The sequence below is a fragment of the Streptomyces odontomachi genome, from assembly GCF_024435355.1.
Classification (GTDB): Bacteria; Actinomycetota; Actinomycetes; order Streptomycetales; family Streptomycetaceae; genus Streptomyces; species Streptomyces odontomachi.
This window is the reverse complement of sequence record NZ_JAMJWG010000017.1, coordinates 115,611-133,602: the sequence shown is the minus strand read 5'-3', so window position 1 is coordinate 133,602 and position 17,992 is coordinate 115,611. Positions and strand designations below refer to the sequence as shown.

The window sequence follows — 17,992 nt, the reverse complement described above, 5'->3', positions numbered from 1 at the left end:
GGCACGGCAGTGGACTCGGGCGGACCTGGCGGGTGGCGCTGTGGCGTGCGCCGCGCGTGCACCGCCCGGGGCCGCGCGCGGCCGCGGTCCGGACAGCGGCGATACGGCACCACGAGGCTCGAGGAGAGTATGACGATGACTGAGGCGCTGGGTTCGACCGGACAACGGGGTGCCGTCCAGCACCCTCGGCGGACACCAGGAACGCCCTGCTGGGTGAGCTTGCTGGTGCACGATCTGGAGGCCACGGAGGAGTTCTACGGAACGCTGTTCGGCTGGGAGTTCCGGCCGCAGCCGGCCACCGCCTTACTGGGCCGCTCGGTGCTGGCCCTGCTCGACGGCCAGGAGGTCGCCGCCATCGGCCGCCCGGTGACCAACCGTCACCTCCCGTCCGCGTGGACCACGTACCTGGCCTCCGACGACGTGGACGCGACGGCCGAGCGGGTACGGCACCGCGGTGGCACCGTGGGCGTCGGGCCGTTGGACGTGCCGGCGGCGGGCCGGCTCGCGGTCGTCTGCGACCCGTCTGGCGCGGTCTTCGGCATTCTGCGGGTCGCCTCCACCGGCAGCCCCGCCGTGCGCGACGTGCCGGGCGCACCGACGTGGATCGAGCTGACGACCTACGAGCCGGAGCTCACCGCCACGTTCTACCAGCGCGTCTTCGGGCATGTGCCGCAGGCCGACACCTCGGCGGGCCCGGACCATCTGGCCCTGTGCCTCAAGGACGGCCCGGTGGCCTCCGTGCGCGACCTGGACGGGGCGCTGCGACGCACCCGGGGCGCCTCCTGGATGACGTACTTCGCGACGACGGACGTGGACGCGGACGCCGAGCGGGTGGTCCGGCTCGGCGGCGCGGTACTCAAGGCGCCGCACGACGGCGCCTACGGTCGGGTGGCGGCCGTCGCCGACCCGGGAGGCGCGGAACTCATGCTGGTGCAGACGGGCCGCTGAGGCCTCGGCTGGGTGGGGCCGCCCGTGACCTGGTGCGGGCGGCCGCCTGGCCGCTGCTGTCTCCCGGCGGCCGGGGGCGACCCGTGGCACCGGCGTCTCAGGTGCGGACCTCCAGGAGCGGGACCAGCTGCTCGAGCGGTGTCATGGAGCCGTGGTTGCCCACCATCGCCGACTCGTTGGGCTCCCGCTCCGACGCCGTGATCAGGACGTCGTCCCGGGCCGCCGCGATCACGTCGCCGAGTCGCCCGTACACCCGCTCGTCGATCTGCGGCCCGAACCAGCCGGCCGCGATCGCCTCGTCCCGGCCGGCCACCCAGAAACGGTCGCCGAGCACCTCACGCCAGACCGCGCGCACGTCGCCTGCCGCGCCCGGCACCGCATAGACATGGCGGGCCCGGCCCTCGCCACCCAGCAGGGCGACTCCGGCGCGCAGCTCCCAGTCCTCGTCGAAGTCGATGCGGTGCAGCTCGTCGAAGGGGATGTCGATCATGCCGTGGTCCGCGGTGACGTACAGCGCGCTGCGGGGCGGCAGCTGCTCGGCGAGGCGCTGCACCAACCCGTCGACATAGACGAGCTGGCCGCGCCAGGCGTCGGAGTCGACGCCGTAGCGGTGGCCGTTGCCGTCCACTTCCGAGTAGTAGGTGTAGACGAGGGAGCGGTCGCCGGCGGCCAGTTGCTCGGCGGCGAGGTCCATGCGCTCCTCGCCGGAGAGCCGGCCGTGGAACGTTCCGCCGCTGAGCGCGACCTTGGTGAGCGGCGTGGTCGCGAAGGCCGGGGCCGACACCTGGGCGGTGTGCACGCCGGCCTTGGCGGCGCGCTGGAAGATGGTCGGGTACGGCTGCCAGACGTGCGGCTGGGTCCAGGGGTTCCAGCGGAGCTGGTTCATCAGCTCGCCGGTCTCCGGATTGCGCACCGTGTACCCGGGCAGGCCGTGCGCGCCGGGCACCAGGCCGGTGCCGACGGACGCCAGCGAGGTCGCCGTGGTGGCGGGGTAGCCCGCGGTGAGGGGACGCCCCGTGCCGCCGCGCGAGGATCCCAGCAGGGCGGTCAGGTAGGGAGCCTGCTCCGGGTGGGCGCGCAACTGCTCCCAGCCGAGGCCGTCGATCAGGAAGACGCAGTTCCGGTCGGCCGGGGCCAGCTCCGGGACGGCGACGGTGCAGCCCGGCACGCCCAGGTGGGCCGCGAGGGTCGGCAGCAGGTCGGCGAGCGAGCCGGTGCCGTACTCGGGCACCGGGGCGGAGGCGAGCGCGAGCGGCTCCGGGGGGTCCAGCGCGGGCTGTGCCATCAGCGGTCGGTGTCCGCCCCGGCCGGCCCCGTCGCCGTGGTCGCCTCGGAGAGCGACTGCGCGAAGGCAAGGGTCTGCCGCACCGTGTCCGGGCCGTCGCCGGCCTCGCTGACCCTGAGACTGAGGTCGTCCGCCGTGGAGTTGCCCGTGTAGCCGTGGTCGGCCTCGCAGTTGGGGTCACCGCAGGCGGCCGGCTCCAGGTCGAGACGGGACACCGCGCCCCAGCCGATGGTCAGGACGACCTCACGCGGCAGGGTGCCGGGCGTGTACGACTCCGGGTTGGCGACGACGCGGCTGACCACCACGGACGAGATCCGGCCGATCTTCACGGACTCGGTGGAGGTGGTCGCGTAGGGCGTCGGGGAGCTGGAGTCCGCGGCCTGCTCGTCGGTGTGGCTGACGATGAAACGGGTGCCGGTGAGCACGAGGACCGTCACATGACGGCGCACCTCGTTGGCGTCGAAGGTGGTCTCCTGGTGGACCAGAAACGACCGGATGCCCTCGCCGCCGACCGCGGCCTCCACCGCCTCGGCCACGAGGGCCGGGTAGTAGCCGCTGCGCTCGATCGCCGCTCGCAGCCCCTGGGTCGTCGTACTGGTCTTGGCCATGCCGTCCATCCTACGGCCCAGCGGGGTCACGCCGGTCCCTGGACCGGGGGTCCCACGCGTGCCCCACGGCACCGGGGGACATCGCGCCGATCCGGGCGGGACCTGCGGGTCGTCACCGGACGACGGAGGTCGTGGCGTCCGGGGCACGGGGCGCCGCCGTGGCGGGGCACGGGCGAGCCTGCGGTGCACCGTCGGCCGCTCAGTAGGCGGGCAGCGTGCGGGGCCCCAGGTCCGTGCGGGCCGGCGCCGGGGCGAGCTGCACCGAGGCATCGAGCACATGGACGTCGTGGGTGGCGACGACGACCGGCTCCAGGCCGACGGCGACGACCTCCGGGTGGTCGTCGACGAGCCGGGAGACGCGCAGCAGCAGCTCTGCGAGCCCCGCGGTGTCGACCGGCGTCGACCCGCGCCAGCCGAACAGCAGCGGAGCCGTCCGGATGGACCTGATCGCGGCCCTGGCCTCACGGTCGGTGACCGGAATCAGCCGGTGTGCGGTGTCTCCGAGGAGTTCCGACGCGGCACCTGCGAGCCCGAACGAGAGCACCGCCCCGGCGGTCGGGTCGATGACGGCCCGCACCACGGTGTCGACGCCGCGCGGCACCATCGACTGGACGACGGGCAGCACCTCCTGGGGGGTGCCCAGGGCGTCGGTCAGCTCCGTGTAGGCCCGCCGCAGTTGCTCCTCGTCGGCCAGGTCGAGCCGGACGCTGCCGAGGTCGGGGCGGTGCCGCAGGTGCGGGGCGGTGGTCTTGAGGGCGATCGGGTAGCCGAGTTCCCGTGCGGCGGCGGCCGCCTCCTCGGGACCGGGCGCGTGCAGCGCGGTGCGTACCTCGATGCCGTAGGCACCGAGCAGGTCCCGGGCGTCGGCCGGCGCGAGCGTCGCCCCGCCGGACTCTCCTCCGCCGCGCTTCAGCAGCGTCTCGATCAGCCGGGCGGCCCGCTTCTCGTCGATGTCGTCGTATGCGGGGACCCGTCCCGGGTCGGCGGCCTCGCGCCGCCACTGGGCGTGCTTCACGGCCTCGGCGAGCGCCCGCGCGGCCCGCTCGGCGGCGGGGAAGGCGGGGATCCGTGCCAAGGGGGCGGATCCGCTGCTTGGTACCGGTTCGGCTTCGGGTCCGGCGGGCTCGGGGGTGCCTTCTGCCGGGGACGGGGGCGCCGTGCGCTCGTCGCCTCGGTCCGGGGCGGCGGGCCGCTGGGGCGCAGCGGCCGTGGCTTCGGGAGCGACCTCGTTGCCCCGGGCGTGCGCCGAAGCGCCCGGCGCCGTGCCGCCCGCCGCCGAAAGGGCCGTGGCGAGCCCGCCCAGCTCCACGTGGACGACGGAGACCGGCTTGTCCGGGTGCGCGGCGGCGGCCGCCCGCAGCGCCCCGGCCAGCTCCCCGTCGACCGTCGGCCCCTCGCCCACGGACGGCATCGCGGTCACGATCACCGCGTCGCAGTCGTCGTCGGCCAGCGCCGTGCGCAGCGCCACGTCGAAATGGCCCGGGGTCGCCGCCGTCGTGAGGTCCTGCGGCGGCAGCGGTCGGAGCCCCTCGGACAGGCAGGCGTCGTAGGTCAGCAAGCCCAGCGACTCGGAGTTGCCGAGGATCGCCACGCGGGGGCCGCGTGGCAGCGGCTGGGCGGCCAGTTGCAGGCCCACGTCGACGAGTTCGGTGATGGTGTCCACCCGGAGCACGCCGGCCTGCCGGAGCAGTGCGGAGACGGTGGCGTGCGGCAGGCGGGTGTGCGGTACGGCGTGCCCGGCGGGCGCGGTCGCACTGTGCCGGGCGCCCTGCACCACCACGAGCGGTTTGGTGGCGGCGGTGCGCCGGGCGAGCCGGGTGAACTTGCGCGGGTTCCCGATGGACTCCAGGTACATCAGCGCGACGTCGGTGTCCGGGTCCTCGTACCAGTACTGAAGGACGTCGTTGCCGGACAGGTCGGCGCGGTTGCCGGCCGAGACGAACGTCGAGATGCCGCCCACGCCGGCGACGCCCGTGGCGTCGGTGACCTCTGTCACACCCTGCGCGTCGATGCTGCCACCGGTGCGCCGGTGCAGCCTGGCCAGCAGGGCGATCCCGATCGCGCCGGACTGGGTGAACATGCCGATCCGTCCTGGCCTCGGCAGCTGCGGTGCGAGAGACGCGTTGAGCAGCACCTCGGGCGAGGTGTTGACGACACCGAAGGCGTTCGGGCCGATCAGGCGCATGCCGTACGAGCGCGCCTGGCGCACCAGTGCGCGCTGCCGCGCACGGCCCTCGGCGCCCGTCTCGGCGTAGCCGGCGGAGAGCACCACGAGCCCCTGCACGCCGTGCCGTCCACAGGCGTCGACCACCTCGGGCACGCGGGGCGCCGGCACGGCGACGACGGCCAGGTCGACGGGTTCCTCGATGGTGTCGAGCCGGCGGTGTGCGGGGACCCCGTCCAGCTCGGCCGTATCGTCCGTGAGGGCTTCGTTCACCGCGTACAGGCGGCCCGTGTAACCGGCCCTCTGGAGGTTGGCCAGCACGCTGCGCCCGACGCCGCCGGGCGCCCGTCCGGTGCCGATCACGGCGACCGAGCCGGGCCGCAGCAGCCGCTGCACCGAGCGGGCCTCGGCACGCTGCTCCCGGGCCAGCTGCACGGCGCGGGAGGCCTCCGTCGGCTCCAGGTCGAACTCCAGGCGTACGACGCCGTCCTCGAAGCTGCGCTGCTGCTGGTACCCGGCGTCCGTGAACACCTTGATCATCTTGGTGTTGGCGGGCAGCACCTCGGCGGCGAAGCGACGGATGCCGCGCTCCCGCGCCACGGCGGCGATGTGCTCGAGCAGTGCGGAGGCCACTCCCCTGCCCTGGTGGGCGTCCTGCACCAGGAAGGCGACCTCGGCCGTCTCCACGTGTTCCGGTCCGGAACGTTCCCCGGTGCGGTCCTCGGCAGGGGTGTCGTGCTGGCCGTCGATGCGGTCGTAGCGCACCGTGGCGATGAACTCGCCGCCCACCACCGCGGCGAGCCCGACGCGATCCACGAAGTCGTGGTGGGTGAAGTGGCGCACGTCGTTCGCGGACAGTCGTGGGTAGGGCGCGAAGAAGCGGTAGTACTTCGACTCGTCCGACACCTGCTCGTAGAAGTGGACCAGCCGGTCCGCGTCGTCCGCGGTGATCGGCTGGATCCGGGCGGTGCCGCCGTCGCGCAGCACCACGTCGGCCTCCCAGTGGGCGGGGTAGTCGTATCGGTCCGACGGGCTCTGCATGGGGCCCAGCGTACGGCGTGCCGGGCCGCCCTCCAGGGAGGTGCGTTCCGGGTGCGGGAGTGGATCACTTACCGTCGTGGGGGCTCGCCGTACCGTGGTGCTCCCGGACCGCGGAACACGGCGGAACCTCCCACACACACCAGCGTCCGAAGGGCAGCGACCACCATGGCTGAGCGCCGCGTCAACATCGGCTGGGCACAGGGCCTTCATGCCCGCCCCGCCGCCAACTTCGTCCGTGCGGCCGTGGCTGCGGGCGTACCGGTGACCATCGCCAAGGGCGACGGTGCTCCGGTCAACGCCGCCTCCTTGCTGGCGGTGCTGGGGCTCGGCGGCGAGAACGGGGACGAGGTCGTCCTCGCGTCGGACGCGCAGGGGGCGGATTCCGCGGTGGACCGCCTGGCCAAGATGGTGTCCGAGGGACTCGACGAACTTCCCGAGACGGTCTGAACGACGACCGGATCACGCGACCGGCTGACGTGCGGCATTGCCCACCGGTCCGGCAGTCCGGCAATCGAGACCTGGCAATCGCATTTCCGACGGAAGAAAAAATATAAAAGGGCAGCCGAGAACCGTGCACGGGAATTCCGGACCCCGCGCATCCCACGCACTTTCCGCTCGCCCTCGTCCGACATAAAACGGCGTATTCCACGGCGGCCGGCGGTTCATCGCCGGCGCCGCACCGCACAGACCCCGTTCGGTATACGAATGCGTGTCGCTTCCCTGTTTACGGTGCGTCTGTTAAAAGTGGGCGCCGCGCGTATGTACGACGTGTTACGAAGCCCTCACGCGGGCACCGAGGCGGGAGAATCGCAGACGGTGAGCGGACGCGGTCCGCTCGGTGTGCAGGGCGGTGACCGCCCTGGCCCGCTCGGCGTCACCGCGGGCCACCGCGTCCAGGATGGCGGCGTGCTCGGACCAGCATTCGGCGGCTCGCTCGGCCACGTCGACCGTGTACATCCAGGCGATCTTGTGCCGGAGCTGGGTGAGCAGCGCGGTCAGGCCGGCGCTGCCGGACGCCTGGGCAAGCGTCTCGTGGAACCACCCCTCCAGGGAGCGCAGATCCTCGCCGTGGCCTCGTCTGACGCGGTCGTGGCCCAGCCTGACCAGGCCTCGGAGCACCTTCAGGTGGGCCTCGGTACGGCGCTGTGCGGCGCGTGCGGCGCCCAGCGGCTCCAGCAGCATCCGGATCTCCAGGAGGTCGGCCGCCTCCTGCTCGGAGGGCTCGGCCACGCAGGCGCCGGCGTGTCTGCGGGTGACCACGAAGCCTTCCGCCTCCAGGGTGCGCAACGCTTCCCGGACCGGAATGCGTGACACTCCGTAACGGCGCGCCAGGACTTCCTCGGTCAGTCTGCTGCCGCGCTCCAGGGCACCGGAAACGATGTCATCCCGGATGGCCGTGCATACCGAGTGCGCGGGAATGCGCATGACCGGAACCTCCGATTTCATCCCCGCCAAAAGCGGCCCGCCAACGCCTCCCCAGTGACTCTATTGCAATGCACGGTGTTTTCCGAAGGGCGGCCGGAATCCATGGATATTTTTTGGACGGGGGTCCAGCCGGTCGGACACCCGGGGTGACGGGAACGGGCGGTGTACGGCGAAGGGAAACCGCCGTACACCGCCCGTGCCGCCGGCTGTCACAGGACGACTGTCGCGGGGCGCCTGTCGCGGCGCGCCCGCGCGTGGCCGTCACGCGACAGGGCCGCCGTCACCCGTCGACCACCGTCACCGGTCCGATGCCCAGCGCCCTGACCGGCTCGGCGATCTGCTCGGCGTCGCCGACGAGTACGGTCACCATCCGGTCCACCGGGAAGGCGCTGACGACCGCTGCGGTGGCCTCGATGGTGCCGATCGCCGCGAACTGCTCGTACAGGTGGCCCTGGTAGTCGTCCGGGAGGTGCTGCTCGACCAGGTCGGCGAGGGTGCTCGCAACGGCCGCCGCGGTCTCGTACTTGAGCGGGGCGACGCCGACCAGGTTCTGCACGGCGAAGTCGCGCTCGTCGTCCGTGAGGCCGTCCGCGGCGAGGGTGCGCAGCACCGTCCACAGGTCCTCGATGGCGGGCCCGGTGGATGCGGTGTCGACCGACCCGGAGATGGCGAGCATGGCGGCGCCGGTGGGCCCTCCTGAGGCGGTCGGCGCGGCCGAGCGCAACACCTGGACGAAGGCCCGGACACCGTAGGTGTAGCCCTTCTCCTCGCGCAGCACGCGGTCCAGGCGGGAGGTGAGGGTGCCACCCAGGCAGTAGGTGCCGACCACCCGGGCGGGCCACACGCTGTCGTGCCGGTCGGGGCCGATGCGGCCGATCAGCAGTTGCGTCTGGACCGCGCCGGGCCGGTCCACGATGACGACGCGGCCCCGGTCGTCGGCGACGATCGCCGGCATGGGGCGCGGGGCCGCCATGTCACCGGTCCAGGCGCCGAGGGTGTCGGCGAGCAGCGCGTCCAGGTCGACGCCGGACAGGTCGCCGACCACGACGGCGGTGGCCGTGGCCGGCCGGACGTACTTCTCGTAGAAGGCGCGCACCGCGGCGGAGTCGATGGCGGTGACGGTCTCCTCGGTGCCCTGCCGGGGCCGGGACATGCGGGAGGTCGCCGGGAACAGCTCCTTGGAGAGCTCCTTGGCGGCCCGGCGCGCCGGGTTCGCGGTCTCGTGCGGGATCTCGTCGAGGCGGTTGCGCACCAGGCGCTCGACCTCGCTGTCCGCGAACGCGGGGGCACGCAGGGCGTCGGCGAGCAGGCCGAGCGCCTTGGGCAGCCGCGAGACCGGCACCTCCAGGGAGACGCGTACGCCGGGCTGGTCGGCGTGGGCGTCCAGGGTGGCGCCGCAGCGCTCCAGTTCGGCGGCGAACTCCTCCGCCGAGTGCTTGTCGGTGCCCTCGGAGAAGGCGCGCGCCATGATCGTGGCCACGCCGTCCAGGCCCTCGGGCTCGGCGTCCAGGGGGGCGTCGAGCAGCACCTCCACGGCGATGACCTGCTGGCCAGGGCGGTGGCAGCGCAGCACCGTGAGGCCGTTGTCGAGCGCTCCGCGCTCGGGGGTGGGGAACGCCCAGGGCTTGGGCTCGCCGCCCTGAGGGCGGGGGTGGAAGTCCATCGTCGCGCCGTGCTCCGGCTTCGCGGCCTCGGTCACTTCGCCGCCTCCTCTGCGTTCTCGGTGCCTACGGCCGCGGTGCCGTCTTCAGCGCCCGCCGGATCTGCTGCGTCCGCAGTGTCCTCCGCCTCCGCTGCGTCCGCCGTGTCTTCTACGGGCTCGTAGACGAGCACGGCGCGGTTGTCAGGGTGCAGGCGCGCCTTGGCCACCTCCTGGACCTCCTCGGCAGTGATCTCCAGGATGCGCCCGACGGCGGTCAGCGCCAGCTGCGGATCGCCGAAGAGCACGGCGTACCGGCAGAGTTCGTCGGCGCGGCCGGAGACCGTACCGAGCCGGTCCAGCCATTCACGCTCCAACTGCGCCTGGGCGCGCTCCATCTCCTCGGGGGTCGGGCCCTGTTCGGCGAACCGGGCCAGTTCCTCGTCGACGGCGGCCTCGATGACGGGGATCTCCACGTCACCGGAGGCCTTCACGTCCAGCCAGCCGAGGGACGGCGCGCCGGCCAGCCGGAGCAGACCGAAGCCGGCGGCGACGGCCGTACGGTCGCGGCGCACCAGGCGGTTGTACAGGCGGGAGGACTCGCCGCCGCCGAGCAGGGTGAGCGCCAGGTCGGCCGCGTCGGCGGCGGCGGTGCCGTCCTTCGGGAGGCGGTAGGCGGCCATCAGGGCGCGGGCGGGCACCTCCTCCTCGATGACCTCGCGCAGTTGCCGTCCGATGGTGTCGGGCAGGGTGCCGTCGCGGGGGTCGGGCTTGCCGTCGTGCGCCGGGATGCTGCCGAAGTACTTCTCGACCCAGGCCAGGGTCTGCTCGGGGTCGATGTCGCCGACGATGGACAGCACCGCGTTGTTCGGCGCGTAGTACGTGCGGAAGAACGCCTGGGCGTCCTCCAGGGTGGCCGCGTCCAGGTCGGCCATCGAGCCGATCGGAGTGTGGTGGTACGGGTGGCCGTCGGGGTAGGAGAGCGCGGTCAGCTTCTCGAAGGCCGTGCCGTAGGGGACGTTGTCGTAGCGCTGGCGGCGCTCGTTCTTGACGACCTTGCGCTGGTTGTCCAGGTTCTTCTGGTCGAGCGCGGTGAGCAGCGAGCCCATCCGGTCGGCCTCCAGCCACAGGGCCAGCTCCAGCTGGTGGGTGGGCATGGTCTCGAAGTAGTTGGTGCGCTCGAAGCTGGTGGTTCCGTTCAGCGAGCCGCCGGCACCCTGGACCAGCGCGAAGTGGTCGTTGCCCTCGACCTGCTTCGACCCTTCGAACATCAGGTGCTCGAAGAGGTGCGCGAGGCCGGTGCGGCCGGGCTGCTCGTGCCGGGAACCGACGTCGTACCAGAGGCAGACCGCGGCGACCGGGGTCAGGTGGTCCTCGGAGAGCACCACGCGCAGGCCGTTGGCCAGGCTGTGCGAGGTCGCTGTCAGGCCGCCGGAACCAGCCTGCGCTGTGGCCGTGTGACCCATGGGCATGTATGTCCCTTCGATCGCTTGAGCTGTTGTCCCGCTGCTGGGAGGCGGGGCTACGGGTACCGATTCCGCCCACTGTATGCAAGCGTGCTGACCACTCGCGAAGTTCCCGCTCCGGCGGTGTCGCGACCGGGCTACGCCGGGTCGCGGTCCGCGTTGTCGGTGGGGCGGTCCACAATGGAGCGCGTCAGACCCCTCATCCCGTCCCGGCAGTACCGGCAGTATCCGTGAAGGAGCCGCGCAGCGATGGCCCCCCGCAGCACGAAGACCCCGCCGCCCGACGATTCGTTCGAGGAGCGGATCCTCGACATCGACGTCGTCGACGAGATGCAGGCCTCCTACCTCGAATACGCGTACTCGGTGATCTACTCCCGGGCTCTGCCAGACGCCCGGGACGGCATGAAGCCGGTACACCGCCGCATCGTCTACCAGATGAACGAGATGGGCCTGCGTCCCGACCGCGGCTATGTGAAGTGCGCCCGCGTCGTCGGCGAGGTCATGGGCAAGCTGCACCCGCACGGTGACGCGTCGATCTACGACGCGCTGGTGCGCATGGCGCAGCCGTTCAGCATGCGCGTACCGCTGGTCGACGGCCACGGCAACTTCGGTTCGCTGGGCAACGACGACCCGCCGGCGGCCATGCGGTACACCGAGTGCCGGATGGCGGACGCCACCTCCCTGATGACCGAGTCGATCGACGAGAACACGGTCGACTTCAACCCGAACTACGACGGCCAGGAGCAGGAGCCCGCGGTCCTCCCGGCGGCCTACCCGAACCTCCTGGTGAACGGCTCCTCCGGCATCGCCGTCGGCATGGCGACGAACATGGCGCCGCACAACCTCAAGGAGGTCATCGCCGCCGCCCGCCACCTCATCCGCCACCCGGGCGCCGACCTGGACACGCTGATGAAGTACATCCCGGGCCCCGACCTGCCCACCGGCGGCCGCATCGTCGGCCTGGCCGGGATCCGGGACGCCTACGAGACCGGCCGTGGCACCTTCAAGATCCGGGCGACGGTCTCCGTGGAGGACGTCACCGCGCGCCGCAAGGGCCTGGTGATCACGGAGCTGCCCTTCGCGGTGGGCCCGGAGAAGGTGATCTCCAAGATCAAGGACATGGTCGGCCAGAAGAAGCTCCAGGGCATCGCCGACGTGAAGGACCTCACGGGCCGCGAGCACGGCCTGCGCCTGGTCATCGAGATCAAGAACGGCTTCGTTCCGGAGGCCGTCCTGGAGCAGCTCTACAAGTTGACTCCCATGGAGGAGTCCTTCGGCGTCAACAATGTCGCCCTGGTCGACGGGCAGCCCCTCACGCTCGGTCTGAAGGAACTGCTGGAGGTCTATCTCGACCACCGCTTCGACGTGGTGCGCCGGCGCAGCGAGTTCCGCCGCGGCAAGAAGCGCGACCGGCTGCACCTGGTCGAGGGACTGCTGGTCGCGCTGGTCGACATCGACGAAGTGATCCAGATCATCCGTTCCAGTGATAACTCCGCGCAGGCCAAGCAGCGCCTCATGGAGCGTTTCTCGCTGAGCGACATCCAGACGCAGTACATCCTGGACACCCCGCTGCGCCGTCTGACCAGGTTCGACCGCATCGAGCTGGAGTCCGAGCGGGACCGGCTGGAGGCCGAGATCGAGGAGCTGACCCGGATCCTGGAGTCCGACACGGAGCTGCGCAAGCTGGTGTCGGCCGAACTGTCCGCGGTCGCCAAGAAGTTCGGCACCGAGCGACGCTCGGTCCTGCTGGAGTCCGCGGACACACCGGCCGTGGCCGTGCCGCTCCAGGTGGCCGACGACCCCTGCCGGATCATGCTGTCCTCCACCGGCCTGCTGGCCCGGACGGCGACGGAGGCACCGTTCACCCAGGAGGGCAGCGGCAAGCGTGCGAAGCACGACGTCATCGTCTCCTCGGTCCCGGCCACGGCACGCGGTGAGGTGGGTGCGGTGACCTCGACAGGCCGGCTGTTGCGGCTCTCGGTCATCGACCTGCCGGAACTGCCGGAGGGGGCGACCACCCTGTCCGGCGGGGCGCCCATCGCGGAGTTCCTGTCCCTGGAGGGCGACGAGGAGCTGCTCTGCCTGACGACGCTGGACGAGTCCTCGCCGGGACTCGCGCTCGGCACCCAGCAGGGCGTCGTCAAGCGCGTGGTCCCCGACTATCCGGCGAACAAGGAGGAGTTGGAGGTCATCACCCTCAAGGAGGGTGACCGCATCGTCGGCGCGGCAGAACTGCGCACCGGCGAAGAGGACCTGGTCTTCATCACCGACGACGCGCAGCTGCTGCGCTTCCAGGCCTCCCAGGTACGCCCGCAGGGTCGAGCGGCGGGTGGCATGGCCGGCATCAAGTTGACCGACGGTGCGAAGGTGATCTCCTTCACCGTGGTCGAGCCATCGGTGGAGGCCGTGGTGTTCACGGTCGCCGGCTCACGCGGCACGCTCGACGACTCGGTCCAGACGACGGCGAAGCTGACCGCGTTCGACCAGTATCCGCGCAAGGGTCGAGCCACGGGCGGGGTGCGCTGCCAGCGGTTCCTGAAGGGTGAGGACTGCCTGAGCCTGGCCTGGGCGGGCCCGGTACCGGCTCGCGCGGCGCAGAAGAACGGCACCCCGGTCGACCTCCCGGAGCCCGACCCGCGCCGCGACGGCTCGGGAATCTCCCTGAAGAAGACGGTGGCGGTGGTGGCGGGGCCGCTGACGTAGTCAGTCAGGTCCCCTCGTGCGGTGGGCGAAGTGGTGGCCCGTGGGTGTGGGGCCACCACCGCGGGGTGAACTGCCAGACGGCTCTCGGTGCCGCCGGTGCCACCCGCCCGGCGGTTCACCAGGGCTCACACGGGCGGGCCGGGCCTACGGGATCGGAGGGGGCGTACCGAGGCTTCGGGCGTCCGAGTACGCGGCGTCGTCGTACCCGGCGTCGCGATAGGCGGTGCCGCCATGGCCGGTGTCAGGGTCGGGATCGTCGTCGGCCTCGGGGTCTGGTTCGTCCTGCCGTACGTAGCGCAGGACGCCCCACATGGCCTGCTCGTCCGGCGCCTGACCGGCCGTTGAGCCGGTGACGCGGCACGCTGCCAGCCCTTCGAGCAGGGCGTCACCGTCGATGGCGGAGCCGATGAGCACCAGCCGGGTGAACCGTCCACCGCCCACGCCCCAGGCCTGCGAGGACCACGGCTGGGCCGCCCAGGGCTCCGACGCCCACGGCGGCTCCGGTGCCCACGCCCCGGACTCTTGCGGCTGCTCGGCGAAGTCCACGTTCGCCCAGGGCTCGGGCGCAAACCGCAGGAAGCGTCCGACCGCGTGCACGCCATAGCGGTTGGCCGGGTCGGCGGCGCCGAAGTCGATGTAGCCCTTGATGCGGTAGACACCTTTGGGGCGGCTGTCGAGGAACTCCATGGTCCTGCGTGGGTCCATCGGCGCTCCGGAGGTGAAGGACACGCTGTCGTAGGCCAGATGCAGATGGTCGTGGTCCGCATGACCCTCGTGGGCGCGCAGATCGTCGAAGGAGAGCTGACCGACCCGCTCGGTCACCGCCTTGCGGTCGAAGAGCAGTTCCGGATCGACCCGGCCGTAGGCGGCGCTCACCACGGCCGCCCGGTCGGTCAACGTGCGCACCAGGCCGAGAAGCCGCTCCCGCTGTGCCCGGTCCACCCGGTCCGTCTTGTTCAGCACGACGAGGTCGGCGATGCGCAGATGGCGGTCGATCTCCGGATGCCGTTCCCTGGTGGCGTCGAACTCCGCGGCATCGACGACCTCCACCAACCCCCCGTAGACGACTCGGCGGTTCTCACTGGCGAGCACCATCCGCACGAGCTCCTGCGGCTCCGCGAGACCGCTCGCCTCGATGACGATGACGTCGATCCGCGCGGACGGCCGGGTCAGCCGATCCAGGTACTCGTCCAACTCGCTGGCGTCGACGGCGCAGCACAGGCACCCGTTGCCGAGCGACACCATCGAGTCACCGAGTTGTCCGGCCGCGGCCATCGCATCGATCTCGATCGCACCGAAGTCGTTCACCACAGCCGCGATACGGCTGCCTCTGCTGCTGTGCAACAGATGGTTGAGAAGGGTGGTCTTGCCGGAGCCGAGGAACCCGGCGAGCACGACGACGGGGATCTGCTGGTCAATCACGTGCGGCCTCTTTCGCGCACTCTCTACAACACGACTCTGTGACACATGGGGGTTGCCATACGGGCCCAGGATACGAGCGCCGAAGACAGCGGTGCGAACCTCACCGACCAAGGCCCCACTTCACGCCACTGAAGGGGCCGCCGATAACGGTGGGACGGGTGGGATCACCCGCAACGGGGACGGCCGGGCGAGTGAACCTCGCACCCACCGACGGACGCGACGGTGCGATGCGCGACGCCGCCAGCCACTGCTCGATCGCCCCACACCACACCTGCGCCGGTGGTACGGGCTCGCGGTACCGGCGCATCCGGCTTGGCCGGGCACCGGTAGCCACCCAGGACGTATCCAGGACGCCGGTCTGCGCCCGCCGTACGCCGGTGTGCCAGACGCGGGGCGCCTGCCCCGGCCAAGTCCAGCCGGAGCCGGAGCCAGTGGCCCAGGCCCAGGCGCGGCCCGGCTCCAGCTCCAGCCTGCGGGGTTTCCGCGCGTCTTGGCCCGGGGCACGTCCCTGGGGCCATGCCCGGCCCGGCTGCATCACCGGCATCGCCGGCACCACACATATTCCGGGAAATGGCTTCGCTCGCATCACACGTACGAGGTATCCATCGACGCCGGTTGACCACTCCTGAGGTGAGAAAGGCCTGATTCCGCTCCTGCTTCCGCTCCTTGCATCGGTCAGGGGGCAGTGCGCCCCGGAGGCTGCGCCAAGCCGTGGGTGTAGGCGTACCGCACGGCCTGGGCGCGGTCCTTGATGCTGGTCTTGGCGAAGAGGTTGTTGATGTGGGTCTTCACGGTGGCGGTGGAGACGTGCAGGCGGCGTGCGATCTCCTGGTTGGTCAGGCCTTCCGCGATCAGGCCCAGTACCTCCGTCTCCCGAGCGGTGAGGCCGTCCGGGGGCGATGCCGGCAGGGTGGGCGGCTCGGGTTGGGAGAGCCTCTCCAACAGCCGTCGCTGGATCTGCGGGGAGAGCCCGGCATCGCCGGAGAGAACGCTGTGCACGGCGCGTACGATCTCGTCCCCTCCCGCGTCCTTGGTGAGATAGCCGCGGGCACCTGCCTTGAGCGCCGGGAAGAGCGACTCGTCGTCGGCGAAGGTGGTCAGGACGACGACTTGGGTGCCCGGGTACTCCGAGCGGATGCGCCGGGTCGCTTCGACCCCGTCGCAGCGCGGCATCCGCAGGTCCATCAGCACCACGTCCGGGGAGAGCTCGCCGACCAGCTTCACCGCCTCCTCCCCGTCCCCCGCGGCGCCGATGACCTCGATTCCCGGCAGCAGGCCCAGCAGCATCACGATCCCCTCGCGCACCACGGTCTGATCGTCAGCGACGATCACGCGCGCCGTCGCCCCACTGGCGTCCGTCGTCATGCGGGCACCCTCAGCGTCACTGCGAACCCCTCCTCGTGCGGCCCCGCCGCCAGCGTGCCGCCGAGCAGTTCGGCACGCTCCTGCATCCCCCGCAGACCGTATCCGCTCCCGGAGTGCGAGAGCTCGCCAGGCGCACCGCCCGAATCCTTCACGTCCAGGGTGATGTCATCCGTGCCGTATTCGAGGTGGACGACGACCCTGGCTCCCGGCGCGTGCTTGCGCACATTGGTCAGGGCCTCCTGTGCGACCCGGCGCACGGCCTGCGACGCCTCGGTGGGCAGCTGACGGCGCTCACCCGTGACGGTGACCTCGGCGGCGGTACTCGTGGCCACCAGCTCGTGGAGGAAGTCCTCCAGTGGGGACACCTCGCCGCGCAGCGCGGAGAGCGCCTGGCGGGTTTCCCGGAGCCCGTCCTGCGCCATCCTGCGCGCCCCGATCACCCGGTCCAGGATCTGCTCGCGGTCGGCGCCGCGCTCTATGAGCAGCCTGGCCGCCTCCAGGTGGACGAGCTGTGCGGAGAGGCTGTGCGCCAGCACGTCGTGGATCTCGCGGGCGAGACGGGCCCGCTCGGCCAGGGCCGCGGACTCGGCCTCCGCCTTCCGGGCCGCCCGTTCCTGGCCGAGGAGCCGCTGTGCGGTGCCCCGCGCCTCCGTGTCCAGCCGCAACAGGTACCCGGCCAGGACCAGGCCTATGGCCGTGATGGCCGTGCTGGTCCCGGTGTCGTTGTTGAAGGCCACGAACACGCTGAGGGACACCGCGGTGGCACACGCCCCGGCGACGAGCGGCAGCCGCTCCAGTGCGGTGATGGCGCAGGCACACCACAGGACCAGTGCCGGAACGCGGAACCCGGTCAGCTCGGCGACGACCCCCAGTCCGGCCACCGATGCGAGGCAGGCCAGCGCGGGCCACAGCCGGTTCTCGAGGGTGGTCCGGTAGAAGCCCCAGGCCATGGCAGTGCAGGTGGCCACCGACACGAGCACGACGGCGGCCTGCCAGACGCCGAGGCCCCGATCGGTCATCGCCGTCCACAGCAGAGCCCCCAGGGCCAGCACCCGCGCTGATCGGGAGAGCACCAGCCGGGCCCGGCTGGTGCCGGCGCGGGACAGCGCTTCCCGCGAGGGCCAGCTCGTCCAGAATTGCGCCGTCATACCGGGTCCTTCCTCGACGCCCCACCCGCGCCGGCACCGTGTACCCCGCCCTTGGAGGGGGCTGTACGAACCAGCTGAGCACGCCACGCCAGCAGTCCGGAACGCACCAGGAGCGAAAAGGCCAGGGCGAGCATCAGTGCGCCCCTGCCCTGATGCACCCCCATCAGGGCGGCCAGCGCGACGAGGCCGACCCGTACGAGGATGCCGACGATCCACACGCCGGCGGTCGCCTTGGTGCCGCGCACCCAGACGGAGCCGTCCGGCTCGGTCCAGATACGGCTGGTCCATGCCCAGGCGATCCCCATGATGATGCCGGTCAGCAGGTCGGCGGCGAGGAAGAACACGGACGCCGTGTAGTGGTGGGCGTCCATGAGGCCGGGCTCACGCAGCGCGAGGAACGCCAGCACCGCGGGGACCAGCCACCAGCGGCCGTCTCCTGTGGCCCGCTGGGGCTTGATCTGCCGTATGACGACCAGCGCGACAACGGCGATGACCACCAGAACAGTGGTGAGCCCGGACATCGAAGCCTCCGTAACGACGAGTGGAAACGCTGCCGGGATGAGCCGGAGACCCCTGGCGACCAGGAGGCACGGGATGCCGAGCAACGCCATCGAGACTACGGAAACCGCCTGGTCAGGGAATCGGAGCCGAGGTGGATCACAGGTGGATCCGACCTCTCCACCCGCGGGTGGAGACAGCACGACCAGACAGCACGACCAGGACGGCTGGGCGTGCCAGCCCGCACCGCTTTCAGGACCGGGCCTTCGGACCGGGCCTT

At 71.7% G+C, this 17,992-nt stretch carries 13 protein-coding genes; 3 read left to right on the top strand and 10 right to left on the bottom strand.

Annotated elements, in window-relative coordinates:
• The first annotated feature begins 213 nt into the window (after window positions 1-213).
• Window positions 214-948 carry a VOC family protein gene (locus NQO67_RS30210; RefSeq protein WP_308295714.1) on the top strand — a complete coding sequence of 245 codons (735 nt, stop codon included), beginning with the start codon at window positions 214-216 and terminating at the stop codon, window positions 946-948.
• Window positions 949-1,045: 97 nt separating this feature from the next.
• On the opposite strand, the gene NQO67_RS30205 is transcribed toward NQO67_RS30210, so the two are convergent.
• The 3 genes from NQO67_RS30205 to NQO67_RS30195 all read right to left on the bottom strand — a co-directional run bounded on the left by NQO67_RS30205 (window position 1,046) and on the right by NQO67_RS30195 (window position 6,046).
• Window positions 1,046-2,233 carry an alkaline phosphatase family protein gene (locus tag NQO67_RS30205; RefSeq protein ID WP_255953501.1) on the bottom strand — a complete coding sequence of 396 codons (1,188 nt, stop codon included), beginning with the start codon at window positions 2,231-2,233 and terminating at the stop codon, window positions 1,046-1,048.
• Window positions 2,233-2,850, bottom strand: coding sequence for a DUF5998 family protein (locus NQO67_RS30200; protein WP_255953586.1), 618 nt, complete (start codon window positions 2,848-2,850; stop codon window positions 2,233-2,235). The genes NQO67_RS30205 and NQO67_RS30200 overlap by 1 nt, the downstream gene beginning before the upstream one ends.
• 190 nt (window positions 2,851-3,040) lie before the next feature.
• Window positions 3,041-6,046, bottom strand: coding sequence for a bifunctional acetate--CoA ligase family protein/GNAT family N-acetyltransferase (locus tag NQO67_RS30195; RefSeq protein WP_255953500.1), 3,006 nt, complete (start codon window positions 6,044-6,046; stop codon window positions 3,041-3,043).
• Between the two features lie 165 nt (window positions 6,047-6,211).
• Here NQO67_RS30195 and NQO67_RS30190 point away from each other — a divergent pair, with 165 nt between their 5' ends.
• Window positions 6,212-6,493, top strand: coding sequence for an HPr family phosphocarrier protein (locus NQO67_RS30190; protein ID WP_255953499.1), 282 nt, complete (start codon window positions 6,212-6,214; stop codon window positions 6,491-6,493).
• Between the two features lie 324 nt (window positions 6,494-6,817).
• On the opposite strand, the gene NQO67_RS30185 is transcribed toward NQO67_RS30190, so the two are convergent.
• The 3 genes from NQO67_RS30185 to NQO67_RS30175 form a co-directional block, all read right to left on the bottom strand.
• On the bottom strand, window positions 6,818-7,471 hold the full coding sequence (locus NQO67_RS30185; protein ID WP_255953498.1) for a GntR family transcriptional regulator: 654 nt from the start codon (window positions 7,469-7,471) through the stop codon (window positions 6,818-6,820).
• A 280-nt stretch (window positions 7,472-7,751) separates the two neighbouring features.
• Window positions 7,752-9,134 (bottom strand): M16 family metallopeptidase, encoded by a 1,383-nt coding sequence (locus tag NQO67_RS30180; RefSeq protein WP_255953585.1) that lies wholly within the window; start codon window positions 9,132-9,134, stop codon window positions 7,752-7,754.
• A gap of 32 nt (window positions 9,135-9,166) precedes the next feature.
• Entirely contained in the window at window positions 9,167-10,582 is a 1,416-nt protein-coding gene (locus tag NQO67_RS30175; protein WP_255953497.1) for a M16 family metallopeptidase, read from the bottom strand.
• A gap of 243 nt (window positions 10,583-10,825) precedes the next feature.
• On the opposite strand from NQO67_RS30175, the gene NQO67_RS30170 reads away from it, so the two are divergent.
• Complete coding sequence (locus NQO67_RS30170) at window positions 10,826-13,279, top strand: DNA gyrase/topoisomerase IV subunit A (RefSeq protein ID WP_255953496.1); 2,454 nt, start codon at window positions 10,826-10,828, stop codon at window positions 13,277-13,279.
• 144 nt (window positions 13,280-13,423) lie between these two features.
• Here the strand turns inward: NQO67_RS30170 and NQO67_RS30165 are convergent, their stop codons facing one another.
• The 4 genes from NQO67_RS30165 to NQO67_RS30150 all read right to left on the bottom strand — a co-directional run bounded on the left by NQO67_RS30165 (window position 13,424) and on the right by NQO67_RS30150 (window position 17,735).
• Window positions 13,424-14,701 carry a CobW family GTP-binding protein gene (locus NQO67_RS30165; RefSeq protein ID WP_255953495.1) on the bottom strand — a complete coding sequence of 426 codons (1,278 nt, stop codon included), beginning with the start codon at window positions 14,699-14,701 and terminating at the stop codon, window positions 13,424-13,426.
• A 675-nt stretch (window positions 14,702-15,376) separates the two neighbouring features.
• A complete protein-coding gene (locus tag NQO67_RS30160; protein ID WP_255953494.1) occupies window positions 15,377-16,066 on the bottom strand; it encodes a response regulator transcription factor in 690 nt (229 codons plus the stop codon).
• The gene (locus tag NQO67_RS30155) at window positions 16,063-17,214 is read right to left on the bottom strand and encodes a sensor histidine kinase (RefSeq protein WP_255953493.1); all 1,152 of its coding nucleotides are present in this window, start codon (window positions 17,212-17,214) and stop codon (window positions 16,063-16,065) included. Before NQO67_RS30155 ends, NQO67_RS30160 begins: the two co-directional genes overlap by 4 nt.
• Window positions 17,211-17,735 carry a CcdC protein domain-containing protein gene (locus tag NQO67_RS30150; RefSeq protein ID WP_255953492.1) on the bottom strand — a complete coding sequence of 175 codons (525 nt, stop codon included), beginning with the start codon at window positions 17,733-17,735 and terminating at the stop codon, window positions 17,211-17,213. Before NQO67_RS30150 ends, NQO67_RS30155 begins: the two co-directional genes overlap by 4 nt.
• Window positions 17,736-17,992: the final 257 nt, after the last annotated feature.

What these genes read in the sequence shown, in the direction of transcription:
- NQO67_RS30205 (WP_255953501.1), bottom strand. Translation starts at nt 2,233, where the DNA reads ATGGCACAGCCCGCGCTGGACCCCCCGGAGCCGCTCGCGCTCGCCTCC.
- NQO67_RS30200 (WP_255953586.1), bottom strand. Translation starts at nt 2,850, where the DNA reads ATGGACGGCATGGCCAAGACCAGTACGACGACCCAGGGGCTGCGAGCG.
- NQO67_RS30195 (WP_255953500.1), bottom strand. Translation starts at nt 6,046, where the DNA reads ATGCAGAGCCCGTCGGACCGATACGACTACCCCGCCCACTGGGAGGCC.
- NQO67_RS30190 (WP_255953499.1), top strand. Translation starts at nt 6,212, where the DNA reads ATGGCTGAGCGCCGCGTCAACATCGGCTGGGCACAGGGCCTTCATGCC.
- NQO67_RS30185 (WP_255953498.1), bottom strand. Translation starts at nt 7,471, where the DNA reads ATGCGCATTCCCGCGCACTCGGTATGCACGGCCATCCGGGATGACATC.
- NQO67_RS30180 (WP_255953585.1), bottom strand. Translation starts at nt 9,134, where the DNA reads ATGGACTTCCACCCCCGCCCTCAGGGCGGCGAGCCCAAGCCCTGGGCG.
- NQO67_RS30175 (WP_255953497.1), bottom strand. Translation starts at nt 10,582, where the DNA reads ATGCCCATGGGTCACACGGCCACAGCGCAGGCTGGTTCCGGCGGCCTG.
- NQO67_RS30170 (WP_255953496.1), top strand. Translation starts at nt 10,826, where the DNA reads ATGGCCCCCCGCAGCACGAAGACCCCGCCGCCCGACGATTCGTTCGAG.
- NQO67_RS30160 (WP_255953494.1), bottom strand. Translation starts at nt 16,066, where the DNA reads ATGACGACGGACGCCAGTGGGGCGACGGCGCGCGTGATCGTCGCTGAC.
- NQO67_RS30155 (WP_255953493.1), bottom strand. Translation starts at nt 17,214, where the DNA reads ATGACGGCGCAATTCTGGACGAGCTGGCCCTCGCGGGAAGCGCTGTCC.
- NQO67_RS30150 (WP_255953492.1), bottom strand. Translation starts at nt 17,735, where the DNA reads ATGTCCGGGCTCACCACTGTTCTGGTGGTCATCGCCGTTGTCGCGCTG.